At 28.7% G+C, this 15,623-nt stretch carries 12 protein-coding genes; 10 read left to right on the top strand and 2 right to left on the bottom strand.

Features of this window, described 5'->3' with window-relative positions:
- Positions 1-60 precede the first annotated feature (60 nt).
- The 6 genes from D2A34_RS01225 to D2A34_RS01200 all read left to right on the top strand — a co-directional run bounded on the left by D2A34_RS01225 (position 61) and on the right by D2A34_RS01200 (position 8,603).
- Complete coding sequence (locus D2A34_RS01225; RefSeq protein ID WP_119365474.1) at positions 61-2,739, top strand: winged helix-turn-helix domain-containing protein; 2,679 nt, start codon at positions 61-63, stop codon at positions 2,737-2,739.
- A gap of 109 nt (positions 2,740-2,848) precedes the next feature.
- Positions 2,849-4,210 (top strand): MATE family efflux transporter, encoded by a 1,362-nt coding sequence (locus D2A34_RS01220; RefSeq protein ID WP_119365473.1) that lies wholly within the window; start codon positions 2,849-2,851, stop codon positions 4,208-4,210.
- Between the two features lie 178 nt (positions 4,211-4,388).
- Positions 4,389-5,585 carry an SAM-dependent methyltransferase gene (locus D2A34_RS01215; RefSeq protein ID WP_119365472.1) on the top strand — a complete coding sequence of 399 codons (1,197 nt, stop codon included), beginning with the start codon at positions 4,389-4,391 and terminating at the stop codon, positions 5,583-5,585.
- A gap of 314 nt (positions 5,586-5,899) precedes the next feature.
- Positions 5,900-6,499, top strand: a complete 600-nt coding sequence (locus D2A34_RS01210) for an anthranilate synthase component II (protein WP_119365471.1) — start codon at positions 5,900-5,902, stop codon at positions 6,497-6,499.
- Positions 6,500-6,501: 2 nt separating this feature from the next.
- Complete coding sequence (pabB, locus tag D2A34_RS01205) at positions 6,502-7,863, top strand: aminodeoxychorismate synthase component I (protein ID WP_423243110.1); 1,362 nt, start codon at positions 6,502-6,504, stop codon at positions 7,861-7,863.
- Positions 7,863-8,603 carry an aminotransferase class IV gene (locus D2A34_RS01200; protein WP_119365469.1) on the top strand — a complete coding sequence of 247 codons (741 nt, stop codon included), beginning with the start codon at positions 7,863-7,865 and terminating at the stop codon, positions 8,601-8,603. Before pabB ends, D2A34_RS01200 begins: the two co-directional genes overlap by 1 nt.
- 128 nt (positions 8,604-8,731) lie before the next feature.
- On the opposite strand, the gene D2A34_RS01195 is transcribed toward D2A34_RS01200, so the two are convergent.
- Positions 8,732-9,820: an NADH:flavin oxidoreductase gene (locus D2A34_RS01195; RefSeq protein WP_079441981.1), complete on the bottom strand. Its 1,089-nt coding sequence runs from the start codon at positions 9,818-9,820 to the stop codon at positions 8,732-8,734.
- Between the two features lie 153 nt (positions 9,821-9,973).
- Between D2A34_RS01195 and D2A34_RS01190 the strand changes: the two genes are divergently transcribed.
- A complete protein-coding gene (locus tag D2A34_RS01190; RefSeq protein ID WP_079441982.1) occupies positions 9,974-10,852 on the top strand; it encodes a LysR family transcriptional regulator in 879 nt (292 codons plus the stop codon).
- Positions 10,853-11,156: 304 nt separating this feature from the next.
- Here the strand turns inward: D2A34_RS01190 and D2A34_RS01185 are convergent, their stop codons facing one another.
- On the bottom strand, positions 11,157-12,014 hold the full coding sequence (locus D2A34_RS01185; RefSeq protein ID WP_119365468.1) for a LysR family transcriptional regulator: 858 nt from the start codon (positions 12,012-12,014) through the stop codon (positions 11,157-11,159).
- Between the two features lie 182 nt (positions 12,015-12,196).
- Between D2A34_RS01185 and D2A34_RS01180 the strand changes: the two genes are divergently transcribed.
- From D2A34_RS01180 to D2A34_RS01170, 3 genes are all read left to right on the top strand, one after another.
- Positions 12,197-12,745 (top strand): DUF4865 family protein, encoded by a 549-nt coding sequence (locus D2A34_RS01180; protein ID WP_119365467.1) that lies wholly within the window; start codon positions 12,197-12,199, stop codon positions 12,743-12,745.
- Between the two features lie 459 nt (positions 12,746-13,204).
- Positions 13,205-14,077: an ABC transporter ATP-binding protein gene (locus D2A34_RS01175; RefSeq protein WP_119365466.1), complete on the top strand. Its 873-nt coding sequence runs from the start codon at positions 13,205-13,207 to the stop codon at positions 14,075-14,077.
- 296 nt (positions 14,078-14,373) lie between these two features.
- Entirely contained in the window at positions 14,374-15,363 is a 990-nt protein-coding gene (locus D2A34_RS01170) for an ABC transporter substrate-binding protein (protein ID WP_119365465.1), read from the top strand.
- Positions 15,364-15,623 lie beyond the last annotated feature (260 nt).

The following is a 15,623-nucleotide window of genomic DNA, read 5'->3' as shown; positions in this document are numbered from 1 at the left end:
AGATACTAAGGTTTAGTAGTAAAATATTAGTAATTATAGTATTTAAGGATGATATAAAAAATGGACAAAGGTTTTATTAAAAGTAAGATAAATATCCCTAAAGCAAAGGAAAAATTGATAAGAAGACTAGGTTTATTTGAAAAGCTAAATGAAAGTGTAAATTATAAACTTACTCTAGTTACCGCTCCAGCAGGATTTGGGAAGAGTACATTAATATCTTCTTGGATAAATTTTGATGTTAAGAATAGATACTACATGTCTTGGGTATCGCTTGATGAAAGGGATAGTGATCCACTTACATTTTGGAGGTATATTTTAATTTCAATTAATCAAATACAAAGTGGAATGTTAGAGAATGCTTTTTCAGTACTTAATTCTTATCAATCTAACAATGAGTCGGCAATGGATTTTTTATCAGTATTTATAAATGATCTTTACAATATAGAAAAAGATTTATTCGTTGTATTAGATGATTTATATTTAGTTACAAATGAGGAGATATACGATCAATTGAGATTTTTCATAAGAAATGTGCCATTCAATACGCATGTTATTATACTTAGTAGAGTAATCCCTAATATAGGTATTGCTAGGCTAAGAGCAACTGATAATATGCTTGAACTTTCCCAAAGGGATATCAGTTTTACAGTTAAAGAGACAAAAGAGTTTTTTGAAAAGGTAATGAATGTAACTATTGCTGAGGAGATTTTAATTGTTTTAGAAAAACGTACTGAGGGATGGGCAGCAGGCCTACAAATGGCGGCACTTTCATTAAAGAACAATAAAAATGAAAATGATGTTATAAAAAACTTTAGAGGCGATCATAGATATGTTCTAGAGTATTTGATGGAAGAAGTATTTACTTTATTAGATAAAGATATACAAATATTTCTTATGAAAACTTCCATATTAGTTGAAATGAATTTTGACTTATGTAATAAGATAGTTGGTATAGAAAATAGTCAATACATATTAGAAAAACTAGATAATGAAAATTTATTTATGATTCCTCTGGATCAAAATAAAGAGTGGTATAGGTATCACCACTTGTTTAGAGATTTTTTGCGAAATAGGAGAGAGATTAATATAAAAGACGATCTGGTAAGTTTGTATAATAATGCTGCAGACTGGTATAAAGTAAATGAGTTATATTCCATTAGTATTGATTTTTATCTTAAAGCTAGAAATTATGATAAGGCAGTATCTATGATTGAAAAAATTGATATGGATTTAATGTTTAGCGGAGAAATGAAAAAAGTATATGACTGGTGCATGTTGATCCCGCAAAGTAAGTTATATGAAAGTCCTAGGCTTTGTATGAATGCTGCCTGGTTCAAATGTATTAATGGGGATTATGAGGATACAGAAAAATACCTAAAGCATGCTCAGGAAATTATAGAGAAATTTCATAGTCAAGAAAAAGCAGATTATTTTTTTGCTGAAATAATGATAATAAAAGCTATGCTTGCAACTTTAGATAAGGATAGTGACAAGATTGCTGAGTACTTGAATAAAGCGAAGGCTCATAGCTCTAAGTATAGTTTATTAAATGCTACGACTATTTTATTAAATGGAACTGCATGCATTTATAGAGGAGATGTATTAAAGGCATTAAATTTTTTTGAAGAATGCTTAATTATTAGTAAAAATATAAACAATTACTATATAGCAACCATGGCAAATACCAGTATAATTATTTCAAAGATGCTTAAAGGTACTCTATATGAGGCGGAAAAACAATGTATGGACTTACTAGAATATCTAGCACAAAGACATGCTGAAAATATACCAATAGCAGGAACTATATATAACGATTTAGCTCTAGTGTACTATGAATGGAATGACTTAAGTAAATGCAGAGAGTGTGTGGAAAAGGCCTTAGAGCTTGGGATGAAAGGAAATATTTCTTTGATTATATCTATAAGCTATATAATTTTAGCAAAGATATATTTTGCAGATTCAAGTAGTGAAGATGCTTTTAATTATATTAAAAAGGCAGAAAATACTATAGTTAATAATAGATTGTTTAATGTAAGTATAGACCTTGAAGTTGTTAAGCAAAACATGTTTTTAAGAATAGGAAATTTTCAACATGCTGAGACATTAGTAAACAGTCAAATTTTCGAAAGAGAGGTAAAATATAATATAGAATATTTATTCTTTAATATGGTTAAGTTGCGATATTATATGTTATCAAATTCACTAATTAAAGCAGAGAAATTAGTAGATAAATTATATGAAAGCTTTGAGAAGAGGAAAATTTATAAGGTAGTTGCAGAAGTATTGATTTTAAAGGGAATTATTTCTGAAAAGCTAGGAAATACTCAAGAGACTTTAAAGTGTTTGTCTAAAGCAATAATGCTATCATATAAGGAATATTATATGAGAATTTTTCTAGATGAAGGACAATCTTTAAAAAACATTATGGTTAAATTAAGGAATAAGATTGAAACTGATTTAAATGAGGGAGCTAAAATCTTTTTAAATGAAATAATTAATGGCTTTGATGAAGTAAATGATATTAAGAAACTTGATAACAATGATTTATTAAGTATAAGAGAACTGGAAGTATTAGAATACTTAAAAGATGGACTAACTAACTTGGAAATTGCAGATTCTTTATTTGTATCTGTAAATACAGTTAAAACTCATCTTTTAAACATATATACAAAATTAGATGTTCATAGTAGGACAGAAGCTTTAGTAAAAGCCGCTGACCTAAATATTTTAAAGGGGTGATGTATAAATCACCTCTTTAAATCATACTTGTGGGTGATTATAAACTCCTCCTAAATTAGTAAAATGTAATTAATCAATAAAGATTAAGTTATTTTAGGAGGAGTAAAAAATGGAAAAGGCAACAGGAAATGATTTTACAACTGGGGATATAAAAAAGCATATATTAAAGTTTGCTATTCCCATGACAATAGGTCTTTTTTTGACTATGGGTTACACAATAATAAATACTATATGGATAGGCAATTTGCTTGGAAAAGATGCTATGGCTGCATCTTCAGTAAGTTTTCCAATTATCTTTATTCTAATATCCATAGCATCAGGTTCTACAACATCAGTATCTATATTAGTATCTAGAAATTATGGTGCTAAGAATTTAAAAATGATTAATAAGGTCATTGAAACAGCATTTTCAATATTTTCTATAATAGCAGGAATACTTATAGCGTTAGCTCTTATTTTTAGAAATGAATTATTAGTTCTAATGGGAACTCCAAATGATATATTTAATATGGCATCAAGTTATTTAAGTATATTGCTCTTAGCAGCATTTATTAATTATCTATATTATGTTATTAACGCAATTCTTTCTGGAATGGGGGATACTAAAACGTCGGTTGTGTTTTTAGTATTATCGACTATTGCAAATGCTATTTTAGATCCCATACTTATAACAGCTTACGGACTAAATGGAGCTGCTGTAGCTTCTCTTATTTCAGGGGCAGTGGCTACTATTTCTGCAATTATATATCTAAGGAAAAAGAAATTCGAAGTAAATATAATTCCTAAAAGGCTTACTATTAATAAGAAAATCGTTTATGACATGCTTAAATTAGGAATGCCTTCAACAATACAACAATGTTTAATGCCGATAAGTCTTATATTTATCACTTCTTTTATAAGTAGATTTGGATCAGATGCAATTGCAGCCTATGGAGCTGCAAGCAAAGTCGATTACCTAGCACTAATGCCTTCAATGTCAGTTGGAGCGGCAGCATCTGTTATAACAGGACAAAATATTGGGGGAAATAAAATGGAGAGAGTGACAGAAGTATTTAAATGGGGAATAATAATAATTTTAAGCGTAATTGCTCTAATATCTATAGTAGTAGGATTTTTTCCAAAGGAAATTCTTATGGCCTTTGCAAAGGATTCTGAAATGTTAGCAATAGGTACTTCTTATTTAAGCATTAATGCTATAGGTTATTTAATATTTAGCATAAGTTTTGTAACTAACGGGATTATAAACGGCTCAGGAAAAACCTTAGTAACCATGACAATATCAGCTGTATCTTTACTAATAATAAGAATACCATTATCAGATTTCTTATCAGAAACCAGTATAGGGATTACAGGAATATGGGAAGCTATTATGATTACGTATATATTTAGCACAATGTGCAGTATGATATATTATTTATCAGGAAAATATAAAGGAAAGTCAGCAGTCTACGAAGAAAAGGCTTTTTCATAAGAAATTAGAACGAAAGAAGCAGGAGTATTATAAAGCATTATCTTTAAATACTCTTGTTTTATTTTATGAGTTTTATTTTCAAAACCAATTTTAATCGATAAATAGGATGGTATATTTATGGATTAAAATTAGTATAAATGAAGCAGTGTTTAAATTATAAAGAGAAGAGGATTATTCTATGAGCTTAATAAATAGTTTTTATATTAAATATTTAGAGAAATTTGATGACATACCATTTCGGATTAAGTTTCAAAATAATGAGGAACATATTATAGGGAAGGGCGCCCCACAGTTTGAAATAGTAGTAAAGAATGAAATAAGTAAGACCGAATTACTTAAGAGTACTTCACTGGCTCTTGGAGAAGCATATATGAAAGGAGATATTGAAATAACAGGGGATTTATTTACTGTATTGAATTTATTTCTTAGTCAGATGGATAAATTTACAGCAGATACTAAGTCACTAAAAAATTTAATCTTTTCATCTAGTTCTGCAAAAAATCAAAGGAATGAAGTTCAATCACATTATGATATAGGTAATGAATTTTATAGTCTTTGGCTTGATAATTCAATGACCTATTCATGTGGATATTTTAGATCAAATGATGAGAGTTTATATAATGCCCAAATGAATAAAATACACCATATATTAAAAAAGCTTAATCTTAAAGATGGTATGAGCCTTTTAGATGTCGGCTGTGGATGGGGATCCCTGCTAATAGAAGCAGCAAAAGAATATAAGGTTCACGGACTCGGAATAACACTAAGTGAAGAACAATTTAAAAGGTTTAAAGAAAGAATAAAAGAAGAAAAGCTTGAAAATCTATTGGAAGTAAAACTTATGGACTATCGTGATTTAAGTAAGTGTGAAAAATTATTTGATAGAGTTGTTAGTGTAGGAATGCTTGAACATGTTGGAAGAGATAATTATGATTTGTTCATGAAAAATATAGATTCCGTTTTAAGACCTAAAGGAGTATTTTTATTACATTATATTAGTGCACTTAAAGAATATCCAGGAGATCCTTGGATTAAGAAATATATATTTAAAGGCGGGGTTATTCCAAGTTTAAGAGAAATCATAAATATTTGTGGTGATCATAATTTTTATGTCATTGATGTAGAAAGTCTAAGAAGGCATTATGTTAATACTCTTCTCTGTTGGAGAGAAAATTTCAACAATAAAAGGAGTGAAGTCACTAAAATGTTTAATGAAGAGTTTGCTAGAATGTGGGAGCTTTATCTTTGCGCCTGTGCATCAACCTTTAACAATGGAATAATTGATCTTCATCAAATATTAATCACAAAAGGTTTAAATAACGAAATTCCTGTGACAAGAGATTATATGTATGTAGATAAACAACATAGTAATTAGAATTAGGCGTATAACGCACGGAAATAAGTAGCATAGATTTGTTCCAGTGTCTAAGAATCACTACCATCAAAATTCCTAATGAAACGATTTACAAATGTATGCTACTTATTTCTAGTTATGATATATTTTAAAGCATAATCGAAGTGTAGACTATGTTTTTTTATGTATGGGATTTGCCTATATTTTTTGTGTATATGCTATCCTAAAAATATGTGGATAAGAATGTTTAGCAACATATTTTTTTATATAAGATTTAATATTAAAATAAATCTATGATAGAATGTATAAGATATAAATTAAAAAGGAATGATTGAATGATACTAATGATAGATAACTACGATTCATTTGTATATAACCTTGTTAGATATTTTGAAGAAATAGGTGAAGAAGTGGAAGTGGTTAGGAACGATAAAATTGATATGAAGAGCATAAACAGTAATAAATATTCAGGCATAGTTATTTCTCCAGGCCCTAAAAATCCAGAGGAAGCAGGATTATCCCTAGATATTATAGATAAGTTTAAAGGGGAAATCCCGATTCTTGGGATTTGCTTAGGCCATCAGTGCATTGGACACTATTTTGGTAGTAAAATAGTTAAGGGGGAAAGACCGATGCATGGAAAGATAAGTGATATAACTCATGACAATAATGGATTATTTCGAGGTGTAAAAAATCCACTTAACGTAACAAGATATCACTCTTTAATTATAGATAAAGAAAAACTCTCAAAAGAATTAATAGTCACTGCAAAAACTTCAGATGAGGTAGTTATGGGAGTTAAACATAATAAGCTGCCTATATATGGAGTACAATTTCACCCGGAAGCAGAACTCACTGAAGATGGACACAAAATTCTTGAAAATTTTGTTTTAGAGTGCAAGGCACATTCAAAAAATAATAATGAGGTTTTATAATGATAGATTTTAGAATAAAAGAATTAAATACATATTATGATCCATTTTATACATATAATCTTTTTAAAGATGATATTGATAGCATTTTTTTAGATAGTTCAAAGGAAGATAAATTATTATCAAAATATTCTTTTATAGGGTTAAATCCGTATAAAAAATTTACTTCAAAAGGAAGGCAAGTGTTAATAGGTAAAGATAAATATGATAATGTTGACCCTTTTGAAAAACTAGAAGAAATTATGGAAGAATATAAACTAAATATTAAAAATGACATTCCTTTTATTAGTGGTGCCATTGGATATTTTTCATATGATATAGGAAGAGTGCTAGAGGAGTTACCAGATAATTCAGATGAAGATTTTAGTATACCAGATAGTATTTTTGTTTTCTTTGATAATTTAATTATTTTTGATTTACATAATAAAAAAACTTATATAACTGCTGCAGGTCAAATTCAAGAATCCACAGTAGGTATATCAAACATAGAAAAATATTTGGAAAACTATATTGAAGATATAAGAGACAAAAAAATAGAATTAGTAGAATCTAAAAATACTTTTATTTCAAATTTTGATAAAGAAGAGTATGAAAAAGCAGTAGCAAAACTTAAGGATTACATTAGAAGCGGAGATGTATACATTGCTAATATGACTAGAAGAATATGTTGCAGTAGCGATGAAGATTCCTATAAAATATATCAAAAGTTAAGGAATACTAACAAAGCACCATTTTCAGCATATATGAATTTCCAAGATTTTCAGATAATAAGTTCTTCTCCAGAAAGATTTTTATCAATTACAGATGGATTGGTTCAAACAAGGCCAATAAAAGGCACAAGACCAAGAGGTAAAAATAAAGAAGAGGACGAAAAAAATAAAAATGAACTACTGAATTCAGAGAAAGATAAATCAGAACTTTTGATGATTGTTGATTTAGAAAGAAATGATTTGAGTAAAGTTTGTAAGCCTAATTCTGTAAAGGTAACAGAACTTTTTAAATTAGAAAAATATGAGACTGTGTTTCACCTTGTTTCAACCATAGAAGGAAGGCTAAAAGAAGATGTTTCAGCAGTAAAATGTATCAGAGAATGCTTTCCAGGTGGCTCTATAACAGGAGCTCCCAAAATTAGAGCAATGGAAATAATAGAGGAACTTGAAAAGTTAAAAAGAAATATTTATACAGGATCCATAGGATATTTTGACTTAAGAGGCAATAGTGATTTTAATATCGTAATAAGAACTATTGTCAAAAAAGATAATAAAGCTTATCTAGGGGTTGGAGGAGGAATCACTTGGGAATCTGTTGAGGAAGATGAATGGTTTGAAACAATAGATAAAGCTAAGGCTTTAATGGGGGTATTGTAATGCGAAATATAATTTATAATGAAGATAGAATTTTAGTAGATGAGGGAGTTTTTTTTGGAAGAGGCGTATTTGAAACTATGCTTTGGAAAAATGAACCGGTATTTCTAGATGAGCATTTGAATAGATTAAAAAGTGCCATGACACAAATAAATTTATTACCTTTAGAAGAAACGAGTCTAAGAGAATATTTAAGTAAATTAAATATAAAAGATAAGGTTTTAAAAATAACTGTTACTCCATTAAATATTATTATTACAGAAAGAGAGCTTAATTATAAGGTTGAAGATTATTATAGAGGAATGTATTTAACCATTTCAAAGGTAAGAAGAAATAGTACTTCAAGATTATGTTATATAAAGTCAACCTGCTATATAGAGAATTTAATTGAAAAGGAAAATGCAAAGAAAATTGGTTACGATGATGTAATATTCTTAAATGAAAAGGATAATATTACGGAAACAAGCTGTGCGAATATATTTATAGTTAAAAATAGTGAAATATTTACTCCTAGGCTTGAAGATGGATTGCTAAATGGAATAATAAGGGCTGAGATTTTAAAGGAATTTAAGGTTATTGAAAAAAGCATTACTTTAGAGGAATTGAAGAAATCTGATGAGGTTATAATAACAAATAGTTTAATGGGTGCAATGTCTGTAAAAAGGATAGATGATATTAAATATGATAGTGAAGAATTTAGGAAGATATTTAATAAAAAATTGAATACTTTAGATTTATATTAATTAAAATGGAGTAGACTCTTTTATGCATATTAAATGAAAGAGTCTACCATAATTTTCTGTTTTAGAGATAAATTAATATACTTATTATGTCTATCCTATAGAACACATTTTATTGAATTATCATAAGTCTATTTATTAAAAATACACTTTGTAATTGTCTTGTCCTCTTCTCGGCTAAAACATTTACTGCAGGAAATACATTTTGCTGGTAATCTGTCGCCAGCATTCCAGCGATTTATCAAATCAGCTTCTCTTATTAGTGGTCTGCATAATGAAATATATTCAATTTCAGTTTCATTTATTATATTAGTCAATTTATCAAAATTTCTATTACCTCCAACTGAGATTAAAGGAATGTTAATTTCTTTAGCAATTACTTCTGAAAAGTCTTTGAAATAAGATTCATTTTCTGATTTTATATTTCGAATAACCCCTTCTCCAGGTCTAGAAGAAGGACTCCCTCCGCTTATTTCTATTGCATCTATTCCTGCTCTCTCAAGAGTCTTACACACATTTAGACAATCCTCTGAAGACAATCCTTGATCCATAAAATCATTACAGTTGATTTTTACTAGTACTGGAAAGTTCTTGCCAACGGCATCTCTTATTTTTTGATAGGTCTCAATGATTGCTCTGGCTCTATTTTCAGGTGAACCACCATATTCATCTTCTCTACGATTATAATAAGGATTTAGAAATTTGCTTAAAAGATATCCATGAGCTACATGCATTTGTACACCGTCAAAGCCTGCCTTTTTAGCTCTAAGTGCTCCTTTAGCAAAGGCATCCTCCATATCATATATATCTTCCTTTGTCATTTCCTTTGGAATGATTTTGTAATATAAATCCTCTACTGAACTTGGTCCCCAGGCTACTCCGTTTTCGGCACTAGTATTTTGTGCTCCAGTGCAGACTAATTGAAGAATTATATTTGCAGAATACTTATGAACCCTGCTAGTTAGTTCCAAATATTCATCTATATAAGAATCATTAGAGATACTCATTTGCCCTGATAATAAATTTTCAGAATCACTTACTCTTGCTAAGCCGGTTATAATAGTTCCAACTCCTCCTTTTGCAAGGTCTTCATAAATTTTTAGTAGTTCTTCAGTCACATGTCCTTCTTTATCTGCTGCTCTATCATTTGTTGCAGAGCGAATAAATCTGTTTTTTAATGTTAATCCTGCAAATTGTGTTTGATTGAATAATGTTTTCATTATAGACACTCCTTAATTTTAGTTTATTTTATGTTGATTATGGTTATAATTAAATCGCCATAATAAGAGTTTACTTTAAAGATTCAATCATGTAAAATGATTATATTAGATTAACTATATCACTGTTAGTGATATTTATTGTGGAGGTAATTTATGGATAGTAATGATTTAAAGATATTTCGCGCAGTTGCAGCAGAAGGAAATATAACAAAGGCAGCTCAAACCTTGGGATATGTACAGTCAAATGTTACAGCAAGAATTCAGCATCTTGAAACGGAACTTGGAGCTACGCTGTTTTATAGACAGAGAGGTATGGTGCTGACGTCTGAAGGAGAAAAATTGTTGCCTTATGCAGAACATATATTACATTTATTCGAAGAGGCTGCTAAAGTAGTTAGTAATTCTTCTGAACCATCTGGACGTTTAGCAATAGGTTCAACTCATCTTACTTATTCAATTAATATACCAGAGATTTTTTCACAGTATCATAAAAAGTATCCAGAGGTAAATTTATCTTTAATAACTACAAAAACAGAAGATCTCATAACAAAGATTCTAAACTTTCAGTTGGATGGCGCTTTTGTGAAGGCATCTGTGCTTGAAGAGAAGAATTTTGTAAGTGAGCTTGTTTGCCAAGAAAAGCTTGTTCTTATAGCTTCTCCTGAAATCAAAGATTTACATGAGCTATACAAATTACCATTTTTACTTAATTCAGTTGGTTGTGTAAATAGAGAAATGCTCATGAGATATTTCAATTCACAAGGAATAAGAGATCTCACATATATAGAGTTTAATAGCATTGATGCAAGTATAAATGGAGTTATTTCAGGACTTGGAGCAGCATTTGTACCAGAAGACTCCATTAGGCGGTATGAAAAGGCAGGGCTATTACGTTCTTTTTGCGTTCCAGAGGAATACAGCCGTGTTTATACATACTTTATAAGAAACAAAAATAGCGTGGTTACAAGTGCATTCTTAGAATTTGTTAGAATGATTAAAGAAACTAATGATATGAATCTTGTAATAAAATAAATAAAATGCAACACCTCGTTATTAATATAATTTGTTTTAGGATAATGAAAGTTTGATCATTTCATAAGCAAGTGATAAGAAGGCAATGTATTTATATTAAAGGAAGGATGAAGTGTTTAAACATTAGAATACCGTATCATAAGAAAACTAGAGATATGGAATCAATATAGTTTGGCATAGATGATAAATCAATAGTGGATTTAAGTAATGGAGGAGAATCAAGTTCGGATGTGATTGGTTCACCTCTTTATTTTAATGCAAATGATAGTATGAATTAATGGGTTTTAAAACAAAGTGATATCGATCAATGAGAATCAGAGATGTAGTTATTTGCAATATTGATAAAGCTTTTAAGTAAAGTATTAATTTTTAAATCTTTATTCACTATAAACTTAACTTCTAATTCATCAAAGTCATCTGTTAAATCATAAATAAAAAAATTATTATTTTTAGGCAAAATACTTTTAGGTAAAAGTGATATTCCTAGACCTTCAGAGATACCCCTAATAATAGATTCTAATGAATCAAATTCAATAATAGTTGTAGATTTAGAATGATTATTGACTAACCATTTTTGTAGCAGTTTACGATAAGGGCAATTAATATCAGAAATTACTATTATTGGAGCATTTAATTTATTAGTATCATTAATGCTTTTAGAAGATACTAGTACAAGTTCTTCTTTAAAAGTAATAACTTTCTTGATTTTTGAAGATTTAATGTCACCAGGTATAAAAGCACCATCTAATTCACCTTTTATAAGCATATCTATAAGAACTTCTTGTCTTTCTGTTTTTAATATTAAAGATACCTCGGGATTTTTCTCATAAAATAGGGAAAATAATTTAGGTAAAATAGAGGCTGAAATAGTCTGAGTGGCTCCGATTTTAACGCTTGAAGAAGCTTGTGCAGGAAGAAACTCCTCATTAACTTCATCAACTAATTCAAGGATTTTATCTGCATATTTAAGCAATTTTTCTCCATTAGGTGTAATCATAGTACCTTTATTGTTTCTTATAAATAAAGTAGTGCTCAATTTATTTTCAAGTACTTTAATTCTCATAGTTATATTTGATTGTGCATAACCAAGTTTTAAAGCAGCTTTTGATATAGATTTTTCATAAGCAACTGATTGAAATATTCTTAAATCATTAATTTCCATAGTATAAGACCTCTCATATAAATTAATTTAGATTTGCCATCACTATTAGTGATATTAAAGATTATTTATAAGTATTATACAATTTTTGTATGGGGAGTTAAACTGTAAATGTAAAAACTAATAAATGAACTGATTAAGAATTTTACTCATGAATTTAAAAATAAAAAGGAGAATAAAAGCAAATGATAGCAACACAATATAAGATTATATTACCAAGTGATTATGATATGAATGTCATAAAGGATAGAGTAAAAAACAACGGATACAAAACAGATGGATTTGAGGATTTGAAGTTTAAAATGTATTTAATAACAGAAAAAGGAACTAATAAAAGTTCACAGAATAGTTATTGTCCTTTATATATTTGGAAAGATAGTAATGGATTAAATAAGTTTTTGTTTAGTGGTTTTTATGACAATATAATAACTTCATTCGGATGGCAAAGAGTAAATGTAGGTATACCATTGGTTGATACTACAACATACAAAATTAAAGACAGTAAATATTTACTTGAAATAACAAGAGAAATACAGCCACAAGAAAGCCTTAACAACTTAAAAGACAAAATAAAAAAGGATATTCCAAGAATTGAAGAAGCGGAGTATGTAGTTATTTACAATCCTGATAAATGGAAATATAACGTATTTTACTTTATAGATAATTTAAGTAAGGTAAAATCAGAAGAAGGAACAATTTATGATATACTTCACATATCACAAGAAAAAATATAAATAAATGATTTTGTATAGAGTTAAACTATTCCCCTGAACTTCAGACAGTGTCAATGTAAAGAATATCTTATGAATTTGAACTTATTAAATTCATAAGATATTATAATAAAATAGTATTGACATATAAAATATAACTATATATAATCAAATCATAGCAAATAGATAAGATTACTAAAAAATGAAATGGATAGTTTATATTAAATAAATATTTATAAATAAAGTTAATAAAATGTTGGAAAGAAAAATAATTCTGACTGGAAAACCAGAGGACATATTCTATAAAGAATATGTCTTTTTTATATACTTTAAAAGACTCAATAAATAATAATTATAGAAAATATATAAACACAATAAAAAATTAGAAAGAAAGGATGATTAACAATCTTGAGGAATTGAATGAAACCGGTAGTCAAATCAATAATTTTAAGAAGAATATAATGAATGTGGAGGCAAGGTATTATGGAAGTAAATGAAGAAAACAAAGAATCAAAGATTGTATTAGATAACTTGAGTCAAATATATTATGTAAGAGATAAGGAAAGTTCAGAAAAAGAAAAATTTCAAGCTTTAAAGGATTTTTCGTTATCAATTGGTAAAGGAGAATTTATTGCAATTGTTGGTCCGAGTGGATGCGGAAAATCAACACTTCTTGATATAATATCAGGTATAGTAAAAGCAGAATCAGGCAGTATTTCTATTGATGGGAAAGTGGTTAATGGACCAGCGTTAGATAGAGGGTTCGTAATGCAGGGGTATGCATTATTTCCGTGGAGAACAATAAGAAAAAATGTTGAGTTTGGTCTTGAATTAAAGAAAGTTCCCAAAAAGGAAAGAAATAAAATAAGTGATGAATTTATTGAGCTTATAGGACTTAAAGGATTTGAAAACAGGTATCCTCATGAATTATCAGGAGGTATGAAACAAAGAGTTGCCATTGCACGTTCCCTCGCATATGATCCGGAGGTTTTGCTTATGGATGAGCCATTTGCAGCAGTTGATGCTCAGACTAGAGAAACTCTTCAAGATGAACTTATGAGAATCTGGGATAAAACGAATAAAACAATAATATTTGTTACACATAGTATTGAAGAAGCAGTTTTACTTGCAGATAGAGTTGTTGTAATGACTAAAAACCCTGGAACTATCAAAGAAATAGTTGATATAGATTTGCCAAGACCAAGAACAAATTCTGATATGAGGGTTTGTGATGATTACAATTTGATAACTAACAAGATATACGAATATCTTCATAATAAAGTAGAGAAGAAAGAGGCGTATTCTAATAATAAACGAATTATTTCTCCAGAAGTAGCCCCAGCAATGGTATTATAAAGGTCTTATTAAGAAATATGCACAAGAATTTAAAATAGGAAATATCATAATACAGTAGCTACTGGTATTGGAATAGGATTTAAGAAAAAATTCCAATATATAAATAATAGTTATTGAACCAAACTTTTCAGCAGTTTTTAATGGAGTAAAGCAGGGGACACATATGATACATGGTATTGGAGTAAGATTTATGACAGATACGTATAATGCTAAAGTTACGAATGAAGTTTTTGACGTGAGTGATGATAAAGCAGTTAAAGTTTAGTTTCACAAAGTAATTAAAGAGGTAGATTTTCATGAAGAATAAATTTTTTATATTAATTATTGTGATAGTATTATTGATATTTACAGGATGCTCAAGATCATATGAAAATGACGATGTGGTAAAAGTGGGGTATGTCGGAAATTTTACTGAAGTGCCTTTATTTGCGGCATATGAAAATGGATATTTTGAGAAAGAAGGAGTAAAAGTAGAGTTAGTAAAAATTAATGATAATGAGGTTGAACAAAAAATAAAGAATGGTAATATTGATGCATTTACATGCGACTATAAATTTTTAAAGTGGAATGAGCCTAATATTAACATGAAAGTAAGTATGGGTATTACAAGCGGTGCTATTGAAATTATAACTTCAAAAGATAGTCATCTTCAAAAAATTAGCGATATAGAAAATAAAAAAATAGGTATTGCAAATCAAGGAGATGGAACTATGGTTGCGGCTATTAATGTTTTAAGTAAAAATAATATAAAAGAAGATAGTATTAAATGGGTTTATTTAAAGGATGAAAATCCAACAACAGCTATTGAAAATGGAGAGGTTGATGCTGCTGTGGTTTGGGATATTAATAAAGAATATAATAATATCAATGTTATATATAAGACTGGACTTATAGATAATGAAAATTCAGCAGGCAATAATCATAGTAGTCATGGTAATAATTATTTTTATATTAATTTTGCCGGAGTAAGAAGTGAGATTTCTGACAAGTATCCAGAAAAGACAGCGGGTATTTTACGAGCATGGATTGAAGGAGCCGCTACTGTTGAGGAAGATAAGGATAAATATTTAAGTAATGCCTTGGAAAAAGGATATATAAAAAATGTAAGTGATGACGATGAAGCTAAAATAAAGTATTTTATGTGGATGCCATCAGTTAAAACAGGTAAAGAAAATTTAAAGGAATATATACATATTCAAAAATCAATGGGAATTATTAATAGTAATTTAAATGAAGATAGTTTTCTTAAGAGTATCTTTGCAGATGTTCTACCATTTTGGGACTAATATACCTTGGAAAATAGACATTACAAAAATATATTGACAAGAGATAATGTAGGTAATATACATATAAAAATAAAAACCGAGTATTTTTATATGGATAGTGACAATAAGAATTGAATAATGTTTGATTATATAAATAATGATATTATGGCATACACACTTATATATCTGACTAGAAAGCTGGAGGATGTATATTTTATTGAAAAGATAGAATATACATCCTCCAGCTTTCGTTTATTAAATTACTGTTTTGTACAATCTGG

Origin of the sequence: Clostridium chromiireducens, from assembly GCF_003575225.1 — a bacterium.
GTDB classification, from domain to species: domain Bacteria; phylum Bacillota; class Clostridia; order Clostridiales; family Clostridiaceae; genus Clostridium; species Clostridium chromiireducens.
The sequence above is the reverse complement of the archived record's forward strand: the minus strand, read 5'-3'. Positions and strand labels throughout refer to the sequence as shown.

Bases quoted from the DNA above. Each gene is read 5' to 3' on its own strand.
- D2A34_RS01225 (WP_119365474.1), top strand. From the start codon at position 61: ATGGACAAAGGTTTTATTAAAAGTAAGATAAATATCCCTAAAGCAAAG.
- D2A34_RS01220 (WP_119365473.1), top strand. From the start codon at position 2,849: ATGGAAAAGGCAACAGGAAATGATTTTACAACTGGGGATATAAAAAAG.
- D2A34_RS01215 (WP_119365472.1), top strand. From the start codon at position 4,389: ATGAGCTTAATAAATAGTTTTTATATTAAATATTTAGAGAAATTTGAT.
- D2A34_RS01210 (WP_119365471.1), top strand. From the start codon at position 5,900: ATGATACTAATGATAGATAACTACGATTCATTTGTATATAACCTTGTT.
- D2A34_RS01200 (WP_119365469.1), top strand. From the start codon at position 7,863: ATGCGAAATATAATTTATAATGAAGATAGAATTTTAGTAGATGAGGGA.
- D2A34_RS01195 (WP_079441981.1), bottom strand. From the start codon at position 9,820: ATGAAAACATTATTCAATCAAACACAATTTGCAGGATTAACATTAAAA.
- D2A34_RS01190 (WP_079441982.1), top strand. From the start codon at position 9,974: ATGGATAGTAATGATTTAAAGATATTTCGCGCAGTTGCAGCAGAAGGA.
- D2A34_RS01185 (WP_119365468.1), bottom strand. From the start codon at position 12,014: ATGGAAATTAATGATTTAAGAATATTTCAATCAGTTGCTTATGAAAAA.
- D2A34_RS01180 (WP_119365467.1), top strand. From the start codon at position 12,197: ATGATAGCAACACAATATAAGATTATATTACCAAGTGATTATGATATG.
- D2A34_RS01175 (WP_119365466.1), top strand. From the start codon at position 13,205: ATGGAAGTAAATGAAGAAAACAAAGAATCAAAGATTGTATTAGATAAC.
- D2A34_RS01170 (WP_119365465.1), top strand. From the start codon at position 14,374: ATGAAGAATAAATTTTTTATATTAATTATTGTGATAGTATTATTGATA.